Below are 19,482 nucleotides of genomic sequence, written 5' to 3' on the forward strand. Positions count from 1 at the left end.
GTTGCTCCGCGAGGGCGAAGCAACTAGGTTCCTCACCGGTCCGTATCCGACAGTTCTACATCCGAGGTGACGTAGGCGTGGCTCTTCCGCCCCTTACCCCTGAACAGCGCGCTGCCGCGCTCGAGAAGGCCGCCGCGGCTCGCCGGGAGCGCGCCGAGGTCAAGAATCGTCTCAAGCACTCCGGCGCTTCGCTGCACGACGTGATCAAGTCCGGCCAGGAGAACGATGTCATCGGCAAGATGAAGGTCTCCGCGTTGCTGGAGAGCCTGCCCGGTGTGGGCAAGGTCCGGGCCAAGCAGATCATGGAGCGTCTCGGCATCTCCGAGAGCCGTCGCGTCCGTGGTCTCGGCTCCAACCAGATCGCCTCGCTGGAGCGGGAGTTCGGCGGCAAGGCCTGACCTCACGGGCGGCGCCGCACGGGACGGTCCGGCATCCCGGCGCCGCCCGGCGGGACCCGTACGGACCCTTTCGCGGACCCGTACGGGCCCCGGGTACCCGGCGGTGATTTTCCGCTCGCGCGGTGAACCGGGATAATCGCTGCATGAGTACTGCGTCTCCCCGGGGGACGGCCCCCGTCCCCCCGGCCGGACAACCGCGGCTGACCGTGCTCTCCGGCCCCTCCGGGGTCGGCAAGAGCACGGTCGTCGCGCATCTGCGTCGTGTACACCCCGAAGTCTGGCTGTCCGTCTCCGTCACCACCCGCAAGCCCCGCCCGGGTGAGGTCGACGGGGTGCAGTACCACTTCGTCGACGGTGACGAGTTCGACAAGCTGGTCGCCAACGGCGAGTTGCTGGAGTGGGCCGAGTTCGCCGGCAACCGCTACGGCACCCCGCGCCAGGCCGTCCTGGAGCGGCTGGAGGCGGGCGTTCCGGTGCTGCTGGAGATCGACCTGCAAGGCGCCCGGCTGGTGCGCCGCTCCATGCCGCAGGCCCGGCTGGTCTTCCTGGCCCCGCCGAGCTGGGACGAGCTGGTGCGCCGGCTCACCGGCCGCGGCACCGAGTCGCCCGAGGTGATCGAGCGGCGGCTGGAGGCGGCCCGGGTCGAGCTGGCGGCCGAGTCGGAGTTCGACGTCACCCTGGTCAACACCTCCGTCGAGGACGTCACGCGCGAACTGCTAGCCTTGATGACGCATAACTCTGGGGGCTGACCCCAGATCCCCAGCAGCGAAAGGCAGAGCGTGTCCTCTTCCATCTCCACGCCCGAGGGCATCATCAACCCGCCGATCGACGAACTCCTCGAGGCCACCGACTCCAAGTACAGCCTCGTGATCTACGCCGCCAAGCGGGCGCGGCAGATCAACGCCTACTACTCGCAGCTCGGCGAGGGCCTGCTGGAGTACGTGGGCCCGCTGGTGGACACCCACGTCCACGAGAAGCCGCTGTCGATCGCCCTGCGCGAGATCAACGCGGGTCTGCTGACCTCCGAGGCCGTCGAGACGGCCTGAGCCGGACGACTTCCGGCACCGTGCGACCGAGGGCCCGGCGGCCACCACCGCCGGGCCTTCGGCGTGTCCTGACACGTGACAGGATCGGATCCGTCACAACACCACCGGTGGCGTCGCGCGCCACCAGCCGCGCGAGCGGACGGCCGGGGAGGGTCGATGGGCAAGCCGCAGGTAGTCCTGGGCGTGAGCGGCGGCATCGCCGCGTACAAGGCGTGCGAGCTGCTGCGGCGGTTCACCGAGTCCGGGCACGAGGTCCGCGTGGTCCCCACCGCCGCGGCGCTCCACTTCGTGGGCGAGGCCACCTGGTCGGCGCTCTCCGGCAACCCGGTCGGCACCGAGGTGTGGAACGAGGTCCACCAGGTCCCGCACGTGCGCATCGGCCAGGGCGCCGACCTGGTGGTGGTCGCCCCGGCCACCGCCGACATCCTGGCCAAGGCCGCCCACGGGCTCGCCGACGACCTGCTCACCAACACCCTGCTCACCGCCCGCTGCCCGGTGGTCTTCGCCCCCGCCATGCACACCGAGATGTGGGAGCACCCGGCCACCCGGGAGAACGTCGCCACGCTGCGGCGGCGCGGCGCGATCGTCATCGAGCCCGCGGTGGGCAGGCTCACCGGCGTCGACACCGGCAAGGGCCGCCTCCCCGACCCGGGGGAGATCTTCGCCACTTGTCTGCGGGTGCTGGCCCGCGGTGACCGCGCGGTCACCGCCGACCTGGCCGGCCGCCACGTGGTGGTCAGCGCCGGCGGCACCCGCGAGCCCCTGGACCCGGTGCGCTACCTGGGCAACCGCTCCTCCGGCAAGCAGGGGTACGCGCTCGCCGCCACCGCCGTGGCCCGGGGCGCCCGGGTCACCCTGGTCGCCGCCAACACCGAGCTGGCCGACCCGGCCGGCGCCGATGTGGTGCGGGTCGGCACCGCGGGTCAGCTGCGCGAGGCGGTGCTCAAGGCCGCCGCGGACGCCGACGCGGTGGTGATGGCCGCCGCGGTGGCCGATTTCCGCCCCGCCCGGTACGCCACCGGCAAGATCAAGAAGAAGGACGGCGAGGAGCCCGCCCCGCTGGAGCTGGTCCGCAACCCCGACGTGCTCGCCGAGCTGGCCGCCACCCGCCCGGCCCCGGGCCAGGTGGTCGTCGGGTTCGCCGCCGAGACCGACGACGTCCTCGCCAACGGCCGCGCCAAGCTCGCCCGCAAGGGGTGCGACCTGCTGGTGGTCAACGAGGTCGGGGAGCGCAAGGCGTTCGGCTCGGAGCGTAACGAGGCCGTGGTGCTGGACGCCGAGGGCGGCGAGACCCCGGTGCCGTACGGCCCCAAGGAGGCCCTGGCCGACGTGGTGTGGGACCTGGTGGCACGGCGGCTGCCGCAGCGGTGAGACGCGGCCCACGGCCGTTCCGGGGTTTGTTCGAACGAGTCCGGCGGAGCCGCCCCTTCCGCCCCCGCCGAGGGGTTATCGTCGTAACGTTCGACTCGGTACCGCAGGTCACGGCCACCCCCGGACACTCCCGGGGAGGGGAACACCCTGTCCAACGAGTCGGTAGGACCGATAAACTGGTCGCGGTCCGTCAGGCGCAGCCCTGGTGGACCGCCCGTATCAGCCAGCAGCCGCTGCAACCCCAGGGAGCGATGTGTCTCGCCGCCTGTTCACCTCGGAATCCGTTACCGAGGGACACCCCGACAAGATCGCTGATCAGATCAGCGACACGATCCTCGACGCGCTCCTGCGGGAGGACCCCACCTCGCGCGTCGCCGTCGAGACGTTGATCACCACCGGTCTGGTGCACGTGGCCGGGGAGGTGACGACCAAGGGGTACGCGGACGTGGCGTCCCTGGTCCGCAACGCCATCCTCAGCATCGGTTACGACAGCTCCAAGAAGGGGTTCGACGGCGCCTCCTGCGGCGTGTCGGTCTCCATCGGCGCGCAGTCGCCGGACATCGCCCAGGGTGTGGACGCGGCCTACGAGGCCCGGGTCGAGGGCGACGACGACGAGCTCGACCGGCAGGGCGCCGGTGACCAGGGCCTGATGTTCGGGTACGCCTGCGACGAGACGCCCGAGCTGATGCCGCTGCCGATCACGCTGGCGCACCGGCTCTCCAAGCGGCTCACCGACGTCCGCAAGAACGGCACCATCCCCTACCTGCGTCCGGACGGCAAGACCCAGGTCACCATCGAGTACGACGGTGACAAGGCGGTCCGCCTGGACACCGTGGTGGTCTCCTCGCAGCACGCCTCGGACATCGACCTCGACTCGCTGCTGGCGCCGGACATCCGGGAGTTCGTGGTCGAGCCGGAGCTGAAGGCCCTGCTGGACTCCGGCATCAAGCTGGACACCGAGGGCTACCGGCTGCTGGTCAACCCCACCGGCCGCTTCGAGATCGGCGGCCCGATGGGTGACGCCGGCCTCACCGGCCGCAAGATCATCATCGACACCTACGGCGGCATGGCCCGCCACGGCGGCGGTGCCTTCTCCGGCAAGGACCCGTCCAAGGTCGACCGCTCGGCCGCCTACGCCATGCGCTGGGTCGCCAAGAACGTGGTCGCCGCCGGCCTCGCCTCCCGCTGCGAGGTCCAGGTCGCCTACGCGATCGGCAAGGCCGAGCCGGTCGGTCTCTTCGTCGAGACCTTCGGCACCGCCAAGGTCGACACCGCCAAGATCGAACGCGCCATCTCCGAGGTCTTCGACCTGCGCCCGGCCGCCATCATCCGCGACCTGGACCTGTTGCGCCCGATCTACGCCCAGACCGCCGCCTACGGCCACTTCGGCCGCGAGCTGCCGGACTTCACCTGGGAGCGCACCGACCGCGTCGAGGCCCTGCGCAAGGCCGCCGGCCTGTAACCCCGCTCGTCCCCGGACCGCCCGTCGCCGTCACCCGGCGGCGGGCGGTCCGGTTGTCCGTGGGGTCTGGTAGGACTGAAGCCGTGAGCAGCGCGAACGAGGATCCGGCGGCCGGGCCGGCAGGGGGTGCCGAGCAGCTCGCGCTGATCAGGGAGAGCGTGCGCAAGGCGAAGGAGCCGCGCGCCAAGCCGCGTACCTGGCGCGGGGCCGCGCTCGCCGGGGAGCTGCCGGTGGCCAGGGTGCTGGTCGACAAGGGGCTGCTCCACCTCGACCAGTACTTCGACTACGCCGTCCCCGCGGCCATGGACGAGCAGGCCCGCCCCGGGGTACGGGTGCGGGTGCGGTTCGGCGCCCGGGTGGTCCGCGGCCGGCGCGAGGGCGGTGAGCTGCACGACGGCTTCGTGATCGAACGGCTGCCGGCCAGCGACTACCCCGGCCCGCTGGCCCCGTTGGCGCAGGTGCTCTCGCCCGAGCCGGTGCTCGGCCCCGCCCTGCTCAAGCTGTGCCGGGCGGTGGCCGACCGGTACGCCGGGGCGCTGGCCGACGTCGTCCAGCTCGCCGTGCCGCCACGCCGGGCCCGCGCCGAATCAGGCCCGCCGCCGGACGTGCCGCCACCGCCGGCCCGGCCGGACGCGGGCACCTGGCGCCGGTACGCCACCGGCCCGGGCTACCTCGACGCGCTCGCGGACGGCGGCAGCCCCCGGGCGGTGTGGACGGCGCTGCCCGGTCCGCACTGGCCCGACGAGCTGGCCCGGGCGATGGCGGCGACCCTCGCCTCCGGCCGTGGCGCCCTCGCCGTCCTCCCCGACGGGCGCGCGGTGGCCCGGGTCGACGCCGCCCTCACCGCGCTGCTCGGCGCCGGCCACCACGTCGTGCTCACCGCCGACAGCGGCCCCGAGGAGCGGTACCGGCGCTGGCTCGCGGTCAACCGGGGCCACGTCAAGGCCGTCGTGGGCACCCGGGCCGCGATGTTCGCGCCCGTCCAGGACCTCGGGCTCGCCGCGCTGTGGGACGACGGCGACTCCAGCCACGCCGAACCGCACGCCCCGCAGCCGCACGCCCGCGACGTGCTGCTGCTGCGCGCCGCCGAGGAACACTGCGCCTTCCTGCTCGGCGGGGTCTCGGTCACCGTCGAGGGCGCCCAGCTCGTCGACTCCCGCTGGGCGGCCCCGCTGGCCGCGCCGCGCGAACGGGTACGGGCCGCGGCCCCGCTGATCCGCACGGTGGGCGACGCCGACCAGGCCAGGGACGCCGCCGCCCGCACCGCCCGGCTGCCCTCGGCGGCCTGGCAGGTCACCCGGGACGCGCTGCGCCACGGCCCGGTGCTGGTTCAGGTGCCGCGGCGCGGTTACGTACCGCGGCTGGCCTGTGAACGGTGCCGGGAGCCGGCCCGGTGCGCGCACTGCGCGGGCCCGCTGGAGCTGGCGGAGGGCCCGGAGGCCGGCTCCTCGGGCACGCTGCACTGCGGCTGGTGCGGCCGTCCCGAGGCCGGCTGGCACTGCGGGGCCTGCGGCGGCGTACGGCTGCGGGCCCAGGTGGTCGGCGCCCGGCGCACCGCCGACGAACTCGGCCGCGCCTTCCCCGCCGTACCGGTGCGCACCTCCGGCCGGGACGGCGTGCTCGACCAGGTCTCCGGACGCCCGGCGCTGGTGGTCGCCACCCCGGGGGCCGAACCGGTGGCCGACGGCGGCTACGCGGCGGCGCTGCTGCTGGACGGCTGGGCGCTGCTGGGGCGGCCGGACCTGCGGGCCGGTGAGGAGGCGCTGCGCCGCTGGCTGACCGCCGCCGCGCTGGTGCGTCCGGCCGGCGAGGGCGGCACCGTGGTGGTGGTCGCCGAGCCGACGCTGCGCCCGGTGCAGGCGCTGGTGCGGTGGGATCCGGCCGGCCACGCGGTGCGGGAGCTGGCGGAGCGGGCGGAGCTGGGCTTCCCGCCGGTCTCCCGGATGGCCTCGGTGACCGGTACGCCGGCCGCCGTCGCCGATCTGCTGGCCGATGCCCAACTGCCGGAGGGCACCGATGTGTTGGGCCCGGTGCCGTTGCCGGTGCCGCCGCCGGGACGGCCGCGCAGGCCCGGGGATCCGCCGCCGGGGGAGAGCTGGGAACGGGTGCTGCTGCGGGTGCCCCCCGGCACCGGCGCCGCCCTGGCCGCGGCGCTGAAGACCGCCCAGGTGGCGCGGATCGCCCGCAAACGCACCGACCCGGTGCGGGTACGCGTCGACCCGCCGGACATCGGCTGAGGACGGGCGGGGGTCCGAACGCCACCGCCCCGGCGTCCGACCTGTCGGCGTGGCGGGCGTCGGGGCGGGGCGGCGTACGGACACGGCGGGCGCAGCCGCCGTCGGAAGCGGGCCCGGGCAGGCGCGTGACGCGCCGCGGGCCCCGGGATCAGCCGTTCCGGGGGGCCGGGACGGTGCCCGGGACGGGGCCGGGGACAGCGGCTCCGGGGAAGGCGTCGTCACGCAGCGCGGTGGGCTGCGCGGTGCCCATCGGCACGGTGCGGGCGGCGGGGACGGTACGCGCCGGGGCGGCGGGCAGCGGACGCGGCGCGACCGTCGGGGCGCGGCCGGCGGTGGCGGCCTCCGGCTGCGCGGTCGCCCGGCGCGAGCCGTAACGGCGGTGCACCGCCTGCTTGGTGACCCCGAGCGCGGAGCCCACCGCGTCCCAGGAGAAGCCGAGCGAGCGGTCGAAGTCGACCGCGGCGGTGACCAGGGTCTCGACGCTGTCGCGCAGCTCCTGCGCAAGGCGCACGGTGGGGGCCGGGGCACGGCCGTAGACGACGAATCCGGCGGCGGGCCCGGTACGCCGCGGGCGGTAGACGTTGCCCAACTGCGCGGTCAGGGTGCGCAGTGCGTCCACCTGCCGGCGGACCCGTTCGATGTCCCGCACCAACAGGTGCAGACTGGCCCGTGCCTGGGCGTCGTGGGTTGCGTGGTCGGCCATGAACAAGCCTCTCGAACCGGCGATGCTGAGTGAGTTTCGGACGGTCGGGAAATCCCGGACCGGTACGGGCCGATGGGAACGGCCCGATTTCGGTCAATCTGCCTTGACCAACGCGTCACGGGCCCCTCGGGTCACGCTCCGGGGGGCGTTTCGCGGCGCGGTCACCGCGTGCGCCCTTCCGTACGCCCCCGTACGCATCCCGGGCCCCCTCGCGCGCCGGGCGCGTCCGTCACGGTCACGCGCCTGATGCGCCCTGCGTGCGCGGCCCGGCCGCTTCCCGTGCGCCCCCGGGGAGGGCCGGGCACCGCCGCCCCTAGACTTGGGGGCCGGTCCCGCCCGTCCCGCCAGGTCCGTTCCCCGACAGGAGCCAGCCGTGTCCGTCCTGCCGATCCGCCTCTTCGGCGACCCGGTCCTGCGTATGAAGGCGCAGCCGGTCACCGATTTCGACAAGGAGCTGCGCACGCTGGTGAAGGACCTCACCGACACCATGGCCGCGGCCCCCGGCGCGGGGCTGGCCGCCCCCCAACTCGGCGTATCCCTGCGGGTGTTCACCTATCACGTCGACGGTGAGCTGGGCCACCTGGTCAACCCCGACCTCTCCTTGACCGAGGAGGAGCAGGACGGCCCCGAGGGCTGCCTGTCGCTGCCCGGGCTGACCTACGACTGCAAGCGCGCGTACGGCGTGGTGGCCAAGGGGTTCAACATGTACGGCGACCCGGTCACCGTCGAGGGCACCCGGCTGCTCGCCCGCTGCGTCCAGCACGAGACCGACCACCTGGACGGCATCGTCTTCATCGACCGGCTCGACCCCGAGCAGCGCAAGGCGGCGATGAGGGCGATACGCGAGGCGGAGTGGGCCGGACAGACCGCTCCGCAGGTGAAGTTCTCCCCGCACCGCACGTTCGGCCGCGCGCTGTGACCGGCGGGGGCGGCCGTGGTGTCACCGCCCGCCGCGTTCCCCGCACTTCCCGACAGGTCCCCGTTCGAAAGGCACCGCACCCACGATGAGGCTCGTCTTCGCCGGCACCCCCGAGGTCGCCGTCCCCGCCCTGGAGGCGCTGCTCGCCTCGGACCGGCACGAGGTCGCCGCCGTCGTCACCCGGCCCGACGCCCCCGCCGGGCGTGGCCGCAAGCTGGTGGCGAGCCCGGTCGCGCAGCGCGCCCAGGACGCCGGGATCGAGGTGCTCAAGCCCGCCCGCCCGCGGGACGAGGCGTTCCTGGCCCGGCTGCGGGAGATCGCCCCGGACTGCTGTCCGGTGGTGGCGTACGGCGCCCTGCTGCCGCGCGTCGCGCTGGACGTGCCCCGGCACGGCTGGGTCAACCTGCACTTCTCGCTGCTGCCGGCGTGGCGTGGCGCGGCCCCCGTGCAGCACGCCGTGCTGGCCGGTGACGAGGTCACCGGCGCCTCGACGTTCCAGATCGAGGAGGGGCTCGACTCCGGCCCGGTCTACGGCGTGATCACCGAGACCATCAAGGCCGACGACACCAGCGGCGCACTGCTTCAGCGTCTGGCGCAGTCCGGTGCCGGACTCCTGGCGGCCACCATGGACGGCATCGAGGACGGCACCCTGGTGGCCCGCCCGCAGCCCGAGGAGGGCGTCACCCTGGCCCCCAAGCTGTCGGTGGCCGACGCCCAGGTGGACTGGTCCGCCCCGGCGCTCCGTGTCGACCGCGTGGTCCGCGGCTGCACCCCGGCCCCCGGCGCCTGGACGCTCCACCGCGGCGAACGCCTCAAACTCGCCGCCCCGGTACGCCTCCTGCCCGACCGCGCCGACCTCGACCTGGCCCCCGGCGAACTCGCCGTCACCAAGAACGCCGTCTACGTCGGCACCGGCTCCCACCCCGTCCAGCTCACCGACGTCCAACCCCAGGGCAAGAAGCGCATGCCCGCCCCCGACTGGGCCCGCGGCACCCGCCTGACCTCCGGCGACCACCTGGGCACCTGACCCCCGCCCGAGCGACCTCGGCGCGGGACGCCGGGTTCCTCCGGCGGTGATTCCCGGAGGGGGCCGGGCCGCCGGGCCCCCTCCGGTTGGGGGAGGGCCGGGCGTCGGCGGATGTGTTGGCGACGGACCGCCTGCTCCGGTGTGGGCTGGGCGTGGGGTCGGCCGGGTCTCTCCGGGTGGGGAGGGCCGTGCGGGTGCGGGGTCCTGTGGCGCGTGGGGGCGGTTGGTGTGGGACCTGTTTCCGGGCCGTCGGGTGCCTTCGGGTGGGGGAGGGCCGGGTGTCGGCGGATGTGTTGGCGACCGACCGCCTGCCCCGGCGAGGGCTGAGCGCGGGGCACCGCGGCGCGCTTCGCCGCCCGTCCACGGCTCGCCGGCAGCGCGACCGCGCGAGCGGCCGACGTGGGACGACGGGGCCGCGGGCCGTCCCGCTCGGGCTCGTCTCCCCGGACCCCTCCGGGCACCGCGGCGCGTGACGCCGGTCGGCGCGGGGCCCGGCGCGGGGCCGTCGCCGAGTTCCGGTCGGCAGCGCGGCCGTGTCCCGCACGCGGCCCCGGCCCCGGGCACCGGCGTCCGAGGGGGCTTCCGGCGTACCGCCACCCGCCCCGGCGGGGGCTCGCCGCCACCGCGCCCCCGGCCCCGACCGGCCACTCGTCGGCGGGCGGTCACGTAGGGTGGGCGGACCGGGGCATCCGGTCGGCGGCGGACGTAGGGACGGGCGCGGGCGGGGTGGCCGGGTGGTAGTGCCGTCGCCGACTTCTTCCGGAGCACCTTTCCCGTGAACGACCGTTCCCGCCGCCCGCAGGGCAAGCCGTACCGACCCCGCCGACCGCGCCCCGACGCCGTGCGCGAGCTGGCCTACGACGCGCTGCGGGCGGTGGACGAGCGGGACGCCTACGCCAACCTCGTGCTGCCGTCGCTGCTGCGCGAGGCCGAGCGCAAGGGCGGGTTCGACCGGCGTGACGCGGCGCTCGCCACCGAGCTGGTCTACGGCACGCTGCGCCGCCAGGGCACCTACGACGCCGTGCTCGCCGCCTGCGTGGACCGGCCGTTGCGCGAGGTCGACCCGCCGGTGCTCGACGTACTCGCCCTCGGCGCCCACCAGTTGCTCGGCACCCGGATCCCGCCGCACGCCGCGGTCTCGGCCACCGTCGACCTGGCCCGCGCGGTGCTGGGGGAGGGGCGGGCGAAGTTCGTCAACGCCGTGCTGCGCAAGGTGGCCGCCCACGACCTGGACGGCTGGCTGGACCGGGTCGCGCCGCCGTACGACGAGGACCCCGAGGAACACCTCGCCGTCGTCCACTCGCATCCGCGCTGGGTCGTCTCCGCGCTGTGGGACGCGCTGGGCGGCGGGCGGGCCGGGATCGAGGAGTTGCTCGCCGCCGACAACGAACGCCCGGAGGTGACGCTGGTCGCGCGGCCGGGGCGGGCCACCACCGAGGAACTGGTCGCCGCGGCCGGTGGCGAGACGCTGCCGGGCCGCTGGTCGCCGTATGCCGTACGGCTCACCGAGGGCGGCGACCCGGCGGCGCTGGACGCGGTGCGCGAGGGCCGCGCCGGGGTGCAGGACGAGGGGAGCCAGCTGGTCGCCCTCGCGCTCGCCGACGCCCCGCTGGACGGCCCCGACGCCCGCTGGCTGGACGGCTGCGCGGGACCGGGCGGCAAGGCGGCGCTGCTCGGCGCGCTCGCCGCGCGACGCGGTGCCGCCCTGCTCGCCTCCGAGAAGCAGCCGCACCGCGCCCGTCTGGTGGCCCGTTCGCTCGCCGGCAACCCCGGCCCGTACCAGGTGGTCACCGCCGACGGCACCCGGCCGGCGTGGCGGGCGGAGGCGTTCGACCGGGTGCTGGTGGACGTGCCGTGCAGCGGCCTGGGCGCGCTGCGCCGCCGCCCCGAGGCGCGCTGGCGGCGCCGCCCGGAGGACGTGGCCGCCTTCGCCCCGCTCCAGCGCGGACTGCTGCGTTCCGCGCTGCGGGCCGTCCGGGTCGGCGGGGTCGTGGCGTACGCCACCTGTTCGCCGCATCCGGCGGAGACCCGGGTGGTCGTCGACGACGTGCTGCGCGGCCGGGCCGGCGGCCCTGCGGTGCCGGCCGAGTGGATCGACGCCCGGCCGCTGCTGCCCGGCCTCCCCGGCCTCGGCGACGGGCCGGACGTCCAGCTGTGGCCGCACCGGCACGGCACCGACGCGATGTACCTGGCGCTGCTGCGGCGCACCGGCTGACCACCGCGGGTCCCCGGTTCGGCCCGGCCGGGGCGGGCGCGGGATACTGGGCCCCATGCGCCCGCAGATCAACCCCAGCATCCTGTCCGCCGACTTCGCCCGCCTCGCCGAGGAGGCGGACGCCGTGGCGGGGGCCGACTGGCTCCATGTCGACGTGATGGACAACCACTTCGTGCCCAACCTCACGCTCGGCGTGCCCGTCGTGGAGTCGCTGCGCAAGGCCACCGGAACCCCGCTCGACTGCCACCTGATGATCGAGCAGCCGGACCGCTGGGCGCCGCAGTACGTGGAGGCGGGCGCGGGTTCGGTCACCTTCCACGCCGAGGCGGCGGCGGCCCCGGTGCGGCTGGCCCGGGAGATCCGGGCCAAGGGGGCGCGGGCCGCGATGGCGCTCAAGCCCGCCACGCCCGTCGAGCCCTACGAGGACCTGCTCCCCGAACTCGACATGATCCTGGTGATGACGGTCGAGCCGGGCTTCGGCGGCCAGTCCTTCCTCGACATCATGCTGCCCAAGATCCGCCGCACCCGGGAGCTGATCGCCAAGCACGGCCTCGACCTGTGGCTCCAGGTGGACGGCGGGGTCTCGGAGCGGACCATCGAGCGGTGCGCGGAGGCCGGCGCCGACGTCTTCGTGGCCGGTTCGGCGGTCTACGGCGCCGACGACCCGGCGGAGGCGGTGCGCAAGCTGCGTAACCAGGCCGGGTCGGCGCTGGCCTCGGCGAGCTGGGCCTGCGCCCACTGAGCCGGGCGGACGACGGCGGGCCACCGGCCGGCTGAACGCGGGCTGAACGGCGGCCACCCCGGCGCGGGTGCCCCCGTTCACCGGGCTCCCGTAGATTGGAATGGAGCAAGTCCCTGTGATCGGAGGGCCCCAAGCGCGTCGACATCTGCAAAGATGATGCAAAGATGAGCGTGTAGGGATTCAGATGAGCACTGGGGAGGGTGACGTGACCACTGGCCGCTCACCGGTCCGCATGGGCCCCGCCGAGATGGTGCAGGCGGCGGCGATGGCCCGTCGCTTCTACCTGGAGGGCAAGTCCAAGATCCAGATCGCGGAGGAGTTCGGCGTCAGCCGGTTCAAGGTCGCGCGCGTGCTGGAGTCGGCGCTCGAACGCGACCTGGTCCGCATCGAGATCCGGGTGCCGGCCGAACTCGACGCGGAGCGCTCCGACGCCCTGCGGGCCCGGTACGGACTGCGCCACGCCGTGGTCGTCGAGTCCCCCTCCGACCAGACCGCCGACTCGCCCGACCCGGAGAACCTCGGCGCGGTCGCCGCCGGCCTCCTGGGCGAACTGGTGACCGAGGGCGATGTGCTCGGCCTCGCCTGGGGCCGTTCCATCATCACCATGGCCAACGCCCTCGACCGGCTACCGCCGTGCACCGTCGTCCAGCTCACCGGCGTCTACGACGCGGGCACCGCCGAACGCGGCTCGGTCGAGGCCGTCCGCCGGGCCGCCCAGGTCTCCGGCGGCGAGGCCCATCCGATGTACGCGCCGATGGTGCTCCCCGACGCGGCCACCGCCGCCGCGCTGCGCAAGCAGACCGGGATCGCCGCGGCCATGGGCTACTTCGACAAGGTCACCGTGGCCGTGGTCTCCATCGGCTCCTGGGAACCGCGGGTCTCCACCGTGTACGACGCCCTCACCGACGCCGAGCGCAAGCACTACGCCGACCTCGGGGTGGCCGCCGAGATGTCCTCCCACCTGTTCGACGCCGAGGGCCGCCGGGTCGGCCGCGACCTGGGCGAACGATGCATAACCGTGGACGCCGACCGGCTGCGCCGGGTGCCCGAGGTGGTGGCGATCGCGGGCGGCATCCGCAAGGCCGCCGCGGTCGGCGCGGTGCTCCGCTCCGGGCTGGTCACCTCCCTGGTCACCGACACCGCCGCCGCCGACCACCTGCTGGAGAAGCAGTCGCCGGGCGTGCGCCCGGCCATCGAGCGGGCCGACCCGGGCACCGCGTAACCCCGCGCCCCGGTCCCGCTCCGGCGCGCGCCCGACCACCGCCGACCCGGCCGGTGCGCGCCCGCTCCGGCGCCACCCGAGTGCTGACGATCCGTCAGGAAGCGTCGGTCCACGGCCACCGGGGCGCGGCCGGAGCGGCGGTGTGGCACCATCACCGGCATGCGTCACCGCTCACCGTCCACCGCACTGCGACTGTTGTGCGCCCTGCTCGCCGCCGTGGCCCTCGCCCTGGCCGGCTGTTCCGCGCACCCCCGAACCGCCGCCGAACACCGCTCCGGCGGCCCCGCGCGCACCGCGCCGTCGGCCACCACGCAGGGCGGCCACCGGCTGCGTACCGTGCCGGCGAGCAGCCTGCCCGCCGAGGCCCAGCGCACCCTGCGGCTGATCGCGGCCGGCGGCCCGTTCCCGTACCCCAAGGACGGCGTGGTCTTCGGGAACTACGAAGGGGTGCTGCCCAAGGAGCCGCGCGGCTACTACCACGAGTACACCGTGCCCACCCCGGGCTCCCGGGACCGCGGCGCCCGGCGCATCGTGACCGGCTCCCACCAGGAGCGCTACTACAGCCAGGACCACTACCGGACGTTCGTGGCGGTGAGTTCGCGATGACCGGGGCCGACGAGGACGGGCTGGCCGCCCTGCTCGGCGGACCGCTGCCGCACGGCATCGTCCACGTGCCCCAGGGCCGCGCCGCCGGGGACGTGCTGGACGCCGCCCACGTCACCGGCTGGCAGACGGTACGGCTGAGCCTGGACGGCGTCGCCGACAAGGCCGGCTTCCTGGACGCCTGCGCCCGCCGCCTCGGCCTGCCGGAGTGGTTCGGGCACAACTGGGACGCGCTCCACGACTGCCTGACCGACCCCGACTGGGCGCTGCCCGGCCACGCGACACCGGGGCGGCGGCTGGTCCTGGTCACCGGCTGGACGGCGCTGGCCGAGGCGGCCCCCGCGGAGTGGGAGACCGCTCAGCGGGTGCTGGCCGACGCGGTCGGCCACTGGCGGTCGACCGCCACCCCGCTGCTGGTGGTCGTCGACCGGCCGCCCGCCGACCCGTTCGCCGACGCCTTCGAGGACCCGCTCACAGACCCGGAGCCCCCCACACCGGGAACCAGCGGCTGAGGTCCTCCTCCACCCGCAGGTCGTTGCCGATCAACGCCTTCACCTGGAGCTCCAGCGCGTTGTCCCGCTTCTCCCCTCGGCGCGGCGCGAACGGGTAGAACGTGCCCCGCTTGTAGAGGTAGACCAGCGCCAGCGCGCGCCCCTCGGCGTCCTGGAAACCCACCAGCGAGCACAGCAACTGCGGGCCGAAACCGCCGTCCTGCAACGTGGTGTTGACCGCGTGCAGATCGTTGACGAGCCCCGCCACGTCGTCCGGGTCGTGGCGGGAGAGCAGCCAGGTATAGCCGTAGGAATCCTGGCTGAACTCCACCGGGGCGGCGCCGCCGGCCACGTCCGCGTCCAGCAGCCCCTGGACCTCCGCGCGCAGTTGGGCGAAGGCGCCGCCCTCCACCGCGGCGAAGCAGACCGAGCCCTGGCCGGTCGGCCTCAGACCCGCGGCGGCCTGGAGGGTGACCGCGGCCGACGGCAGGCCGAAGAGCTGGTCGAGGTCGGGCCGCACCGGCTTGCTGCGGCCGAGCAGGGTGTCGAGGAAGCCCACGGGCGGTCAGCTCCTGTCGGGAAGTCGGGGAGTGGAGTGGGGGAGTCGGTTCCGGGAGCGGTGGTTCAGCCCTGGCCCAGCTCCGCGGCGATCCGGCCGAGCTGCTCCAGCCGCTGCTCCAGCGTCGGGTGGGTGGACAGCAGGTTGGACAGGCTCTCCCGGGAGGCGATGGCCGGCGCGAAGTAGAAGGCGTTGAACGGCTCGGCCTTGCGCAGGTCCTCGGTGGGGATCCGGGCCATCGCGCCGCTCACCTTGGTCAGCGCCGAGGCGAGCGCGGAGGGGCGGCCGGTGAGCTGGGCGGCCGAACGGTCCGCGGACAGCTCCCGGTACCGCGACAGCATCCGGGTCAGCAGGAAGCTGATCGCGTACACCACCGCGCTCACCAGCGGTACCAGCAGCGCGATGATCGCCGCGTTCTGGTCCCGTCCGCCCCGGGCCCGGAAGCCGCCCCACAGTCCGATCCGGGTGATCATCCCGGCCAGCACACCGAGGAACGAGGCGATCGTCATCACCGCCACGTCCTTGTGGGCCACGTGCGACAACTCGTGGGCGAGCACGCCTTCCAGCTCGTGGGGTTCGAGCCGGCGCAGCAGTCCGGTGGTGGCGCAGACCACCGCGTTGTCGGCGTTGCGGCCGGTGGCGAAGGCGTTGGGCACGTCCGATGCGGCCACCGCCACCCTGGGCTTGGGCATGTCGGCGAGGGCGCACAGCCGGTCGACCACCCCGTGCAGCTCCGGGTACTCCTCGGGCGTCACCTCCCGGGCCCCCATGCTGAACGCGGCGATCTTGTCGCTGAACCAGAACTGGGCCACGAACAGCCCGCCCGCGAAGATCAGGATCACCGGCCAGGAATGGCGCAGCAGCACCATCAGCACGCCCACGAAGACCACGTACAACAGGCCGATCAGGAACATGGTGAAAACCATGCGGCCGGCCAGCCCGCGGTCCGGCGCGAAACGCGTGCGGTTCATGATCCCCTCCCGGGGTCCACCAGGCCCGGCCGGGAGGCCGGGGGACGCCACATCACGATTGTCCCTCCGCTCCCGCGGATCACGACCCCGCCGTGCGGACACTCACAGCCGCCGTTAGGACCTTGGCCCAAGGACGGGCGCCCGATGCCGGAGATTCCTCCAAGGCGGTTTTCCCGTCCGGCATGCAAAAATGAAGTACGTGCGTTTCCTCAACGATTCCAAGCCGTCGTACGACCTGACGTACGACGACGTGTTCATGGTGCCCAACCGCTCCGCCGTGGGTTCGCGGCAGGGCGTGGACCTGTCCTCCCAGGACGGTACGGGCACCACCATCCCGCTCGTGGTCGCCAACATGACGGCGATCGCCGGCCGCCGCATGGCCGAGACCGTGGCCCGCCGCGGTGGCCTGGTGGTCATCCCGCAGGACATCCCGATCGACGTGGTGACCGAGGTCATCTCCTGGGTCAAGCGGCGCCACCTGGTGCTCGACACCCCGATCGTGCTCAACCCGCACAACACCGTCGCCGACGCGATGGCGCTGCTGCCCAAGCGGGCGCACGGCGCGGGCGTGGTGGTCGAGGACGGCCGTCCGGTCGGCGTGGTCACCGAGTCCGACCTGTCCGGGGTCGACCGCTTCACCCAGCTGTCCGAGGTCATGTCGCGCGACCTGCTCGTGCTGGACGCCGGCATCGACCCGCGGGACGCTTTCAACCGGCTTGAGGACGCCCACCGCAAGCTCGCCCCGGCCGTCGACGCCGACGGCCGGCTGGCCGGAATCCTGACCCGCAAGGGCGCGCTGCGCGCCACCTTGTACACCCCGGCCACCGACGCGGCCGGCCGGCTGCGGATCGCCGCCGCCGTCGGCATCAACGGCGACGTGGCCGGCAAGGCCAAGCAGCTGCTGGACGCGGGCGTCGACACCCTGGTGATAGACACCGCCCACGGCCACCAGGAATCCATGATCTCCGCGATCAAGGCGGTGCGGGCGCTCGACCCGCGGGTGCCGATCGTGGCCGGCAACGTGGTCGCCGCGGCCGGCGTGCGCGACCTGGTCGAGGCCGGCGCCGACATCGTCAAGGTGGGCGTGGGCCCCGGCGCGATGTGCACCACCCGGATGATGACCGGGGTGGGCCGTCCGCAGTTCTCCGCGGTGCTGGAGTGCGCCGCCGAGGCCCGCCGGCTCGGCAAGCACGTCTGGGCCGACGGCGGCGTGCGCCACCCGCGTGACGTGGCGATGGCGCTGGCCGCCGGCGCCTCCAACGTCATGATCGGTTCGTGGTTCGCCGGCACCCACGAGTCCCCCGGGGACCTCCAGGTCAGCGCCGACGGGCGGCTGTACAAGGAGAGCTTCGGCATGGCCTCGGCCCGCGCGGTGCGCAACCGCACCAGCGAGGAGTCCGGCTACGACCGGGCCCGCAAGGCGCTGTTCGAGGAGGGCATCTCCACCTCCCGGATGTTCCTCGACCCGGCCCGGCCGGGCGTGGAGGACCTGATCGACTCGATCATCGCCGGGGTGCGCAGCTCCTGCACCTACGCCGGGGCCGCCTCGCTGGAGGAGTTCCACGACAAGGCAGTGGTCGGCGTGCAGTCGGCTTCCGGCTACGCGGAAGGCAAGCCGTTGCACTCCAGCTGGTCGTAACCGGCCGGCCACCGCGAGGGCCCCGCGCGTACCGCTCCGGCGGTGCGCGCGGGGCCTTTGTCTTCTCCATCACCGCAGGTCACCGGCCAAACACCACAAATCGGCCCGGCCGCAACGAATCGCCGGGGCGGGGTAACGTTTGCCATGCGGAGGCCGAGGGCGCGCAACGATTTTTTGCATATGCGCAACGAACCCGCATTATGGGACGAAGCGCCTACCTCGTAAGGTCGTGCGCTGTACGTGGAGCAGCGGGGACCCCCAGCTCGGCGGTCCCTTGCCTGCGGGTGTGCCTTCTCGGCACGCCGTGACGCCTGGCCGGCCGCCCGCGGGTCGATCCGCGGCCCCGAGCCCGCCGACGACGATGGAGCCCCCTGTGGTGGAACCCGGCATGACGCCGACCACGCCTGCCCGGCCGGACGGGCCGGTGCCGCCCGCGCCCGCGCGGTCCGGCGGCCTCGGCGCCGCGATGATGCGCCGCAAGCCCGTCGAGCGCCTGATCGCCGAGGGCGGCCAGGGCGAGGGCGGCCGGCTCAAGCGGTCGCTCGGCATGTGGCAGCTGACCATGATCAGCATCGGCGCCACCCTGGGCACCGGCATTTTCGTGGTGCTCGGCGAGGCGGTGCCGCTGGCCGGCCCGGCCGTGGTTCTCTCCTTCGTGGCCGCCGGCCTCACCGCGCTCTTCTCGGCGCTCTCCTACGCGGAGCTGGCCGGCACCATCCCGGTCTCCGGCTCCTCGTACTCCTACGCCTACGCCACCATGGGCGAGCTGATCGCCTGGATCTGCGGCTGGTGCCTGGTGCTGGAGTACGCGGTCTCGGTGGCCGCGGTCGCGGTCGGCTGGGGGAAGTACCTCAACGAACTGCTCAGCGGCACCATCGGGGTCACCATCCCGGGCTGGATGGCCAACCCGCCCGGGGCCGGCGGCGTGATCAACCTCCCGGCGCTGCTGGTGGTGGTGCTCGCCATGGGCTTCCTGCTCGGCGGTGCCCGGGAGAGCGCCCGGGCCAACACCATCATGGTGCTGGTCAAGGTGGCCTCGCTGATCCTGTTCTGCGCGGTGGCCTTCACCGGCATCCGGGCCGGCAACTACAAGCCGTTCATGCCGCTGGGCCTGGGCGGGGTGAGCGCGGGCGGCGCCAAGCTGTTCTTCTCCTACATCGGCTTCGACGCCGCCTCCACGGCCGGCGAGGAGGCGAAGAACGCCAAGCGCGACATGCCGCGAGCGATCATGCTCTCGCTGTTCGTCGTCACCGCGCTGTACTGCCTGGTGGCCCTGGTCGCGGTGGGCGCCATGCCGTGGAAGAAGTTCGCCGACGCCGACGCGGCCCTCGCCCAGATCATGAAGGACGTCACCGGGCAGAGCTTCTGGTCGGTGCTGCTGGCGGCCGGCGCGGTGATCGCCATCGCCAGCGTGGTGCTGACCGTGATGTACGGCCAGACCCGCATCCTGTTCTCGATGGCCCGCGACGGCCTGGTGCCCAAGCTCTTCGCCCGGGTGAGCCCGAAGTCCGGGATCCCGGTGGCCAACACCCTGATCGTCTCCGCGTTCTGCGGGGTGCTCGCCGCCGTGGTGCCGCTGGGCGCCCTCGCGGACGCCACCAGCATCGGAACGCTCTTCGCGTTCGCCCTGGTCAACGCGGCCGTCATCGTGCTGCGCAAGACCCGGCCGGACATGCCGCGCAGCTTCAAGGTGGCCTTCTCCCCGGTCACCCCGGCCATCGGCTTCGCGCTCTGCCTGCTGCTGATGGGAAGCTTCGAGCTGATCACCTGGGAGTGCTTCATCGGCTGGATGGCGATCGGGCTCGTGGTGTACTTCACGTACGGCATGCGCCGCTCGCAGCTGGCCCGTGAGGCCCGGACAGAAAAGTGAACCACCG

The 19,482-nt window shown here is 74.1% G+C and carries 18 protein-coding genes; 15 read left to right on the forward strand and 3 right to left on the reverse strand.

The window, feature by feature from the left end; translation table 11 throughout:
- Positions 1–77 precede the first annotated feature (77 nt).
- From SCATT_RS25330 to SCATT_RS25355, 6 genes are all read left to right on the forward strand, one after another.
- Positions 78–398 (forward strand): integration host factor, encoded by a 321-nt coding sequence (locus SCATT_RS25330; protein WP_014146046.1) that lies wholly within the window; start codon positions 78–80, stop codon positions 396–398.
- Between the two features lie 143 nt (positions 399–541).
- Positions 542–1,147, forward strand: coding sequence for a guanylate kinase (gmk, locus tag SCATT_RS25335; protein ID WP_014628668.1), 606 nt, complete (start codon positions 542–544; stop codon positions 1,145–1,147).
- Between the two features lie 30 nt (positions 1,148–1,177).
- Complete coding sequence (gene rpoZ / locus SCATT_RS25340) at positions 1,178–1,444, forward strand: DNA-directed RNA polymerase subunit omega (protein WP_014146048.1); 267 nt, start codon at positions 1,178–1,180, stop codon at positions 1,442–1,444.
- 156 nt (positions 1,445–1,600) lie between these two features.
- Entirely contained in the window at positions 1,601–2,815 is a 1,215-nt protein-coding gene (gene coaBC / locus SCATT_RS25345; protein ID WP_014146049.1) for a bifunctional phosphopantothenoylcysteine decarboxylase/phosphopantothenate--cysteine ligase CoaBC, read from the forward strand.
- A 253-nt stretch (positions 2,816–3,068) separates the two neighbouring features.
- Complete coding sequence (gene metK, locus SCATT_RS25350) at positions 3,069–4,277, forward strand: methionine adenosyltransferase (protein ID WP_014146050.1); 1,209 nt, start codon at positions 3,069–3,071, stop codon at positions 4,275–4,277.
- A gap of 83 nt (positions 4,278–4,360) precedes the next feature.
- Positions 4,361–6,514 (forward strand): primosomal protein N', encoded by a 2,154-nt coding sequence (locus tag SCATT_RS25355; protein ID WP_014146051.1) that lies wholly within the window; start codon positions 4,361–4,363, stop codon positions 6,512–6,514.
- A gap of 148 nt (positions 6,515–6,662) precedes the next feature.
- Here SCATT_RS25355 and SCATT_RS25360 read toward each other — a convergent pair whose 3' ends face one another.
- Entirely contained in the window at positions 6,663–7,217 is a 555-nt protein-coding gene (locus tag SCATT_RS25360; RefSeq protein ID WP_014146052.1) for a hypothetical protein, read from the reverse strand.
- Between the two features lie 373 nt (positions 7,218–7,590).
- Here SCATT_RS25360 and def point away from each other — a divergent pair, with 373 nt between their 5' ends.
- From def to SCATT_RS25395, 7 genes are all read left to right on the forward strand, one after another.
- Positions 7,591–8,136 (forward strand): peptide deformylase, encoded by a 546-nt coding sequence (gene def / locus SCATT_RS25365; RefSeq protein ID WP_014146053.1) that lies wholly within the window; start codon positions 7,591–7,593, stop codon positions 8,134–8,136.
- Between the two features lie 85 nt (positions 8,137–8,221).
- A complete protein-coding gene (fmt, locus tag SCATT_RS25370) occupies positions 8,222–9,163 on the forward strand; it encodes a methionyl-tRNA formyltransferase (protein ID WP_014146054.1) in 942 nt (313 codons plus the stop codon).
- 775 nt (positions 9,164–9,938) lie between these two features.
- Positions 9,939–11,378 (forward strand): RsmB/NOP family class I SAM-dependent RNA methyltransferase, encoded by a 1,440-nt coding sequence (locus SCATT_RS25375; RefSeq protein WP_014628671.1) that lies wholly within the window; start codon positions 9,939–9,941, stop codon positions 11,376–11,378.
- Positions 11,379–11,433: 55 nt separating this feature from the next.
- Entirely contained in the window at positions 11,434–12,120 is a 687-nt protein-coding gene (gene rpe, locus SCATT_RS25380; protein WP_014146056.1) for a ribulose-phosphate 3-epimerase, read from the forward strand.
- A gap of 184 nt (positions 12,121–12,304) precedes the next feature.
- Positions 12,305–13,342, forward strand: coding sequence for a sugar-binding transcriptional regulator (locus SCATT_RS25385; RefSeq protein ID WP_041824977.1), 1,038 nt, complete (start codon positions 12,305–12,307; stop codon positions 13,340–13,342).
- A gap of 159 nt (positions 13,343–13,501) precedes the next feature.
- Complete coding sequence (locus SCATT_RS25390) at positions 13,502–13,948, forward strand: guanyl-specific ribonuclease (protein ID WP_014146058.1); 447 nt, start codon at positions 13,502–13,504, stop codon at positions 13,946–13,948.
- Positions 13,945–14,457 (forward strand): barstar family protein, encoded by a 513-nt coding sequence (locus SCATT_RS25395; RefSeq protein WP_014146059.1) that lies wholly within the window; start codon positions 13,945–13,947, stop codon positions 14,455–14,457. Before SCATT_RS25390 ends, SCATT_RS25395 begins: the two co-directional genes overlap by 4 nt.
- Here the strand turns inward: SCATT_RS25395 and pspAB are convergent.
- Both pspAB and htpX read right to left on the reverse strand, forming a co-directional pair.
- Positions 14,417–14,995: a PspA-associated protein PspAB gene (gene pspAB / locus SCATT_RS25400; RefSeq protein ID WP_014146060.1), complete on the reverse strand. Its 579-nt coding sequence runs from the start codon at positions 14,993–14,995 to the stop codon at positions 14,417–14,419. The two genes, SCATT_RS25395 and pspAB, sit on opposite strands and share 41 nt — an antisense overlap.
- Before the next feature lie 65 nt (positions 14,996–15,060).
- Positions 15,061–15,966: a zinc metalloprotease HtpX gene (htpX, locus tag SCATT_RS25405; RefSeq protein WP_014146061.1), complete on the reverse strand. Its 906-nt coding sequence runs from the start codon at positions 15,964–15,966 to the stop codon at positions 15,061–15,063.
- 190 nt (positions 15,967–16,156) lie between these two features.
- On the opposite strand from htpX, the gene SCATT_RS25410 reads away from it, so the two are divergent.
- Together SCATT_RS25410 and SCATT_RS25415 are read left to right on the forward strand one after the other, a co-directional pair.
- On the forward strand, positions 16,157–17,605 hold the full coding sequence (locus SCATT_RS25410) for a GuaB1 family IMP dehydrogenase-related protein (RefSeq protein ID WP_041824978.1): 1,449 nt from the start codon (positions 16,157–16,159) through the stop codon (positions 17,603–17,605).
- 388 nt (positions 17,606–17,993) lie between these two features.
- Entirely contained in the window at positions 17,994–19,475 is a 1,482-nt protein-coding gene (locus SCATT_RS25415; protein ID WP_202446737.1) for an amino acid permease, read from the forward strand.
- Positions 19,476–19,482: the final 7 nt, after the last annotated feature.

The organism is Streptantibioticus cattleyicolor NRRL 8057 = DSM 46488, assembly GCF_000240165.1.
GTDB lineage: Bacteria > Actinomycetota > Actinomycetes > Streptomycetales > Streptomycetaceae > Streptantibioticus > Streptantibioticus cattleyicolor.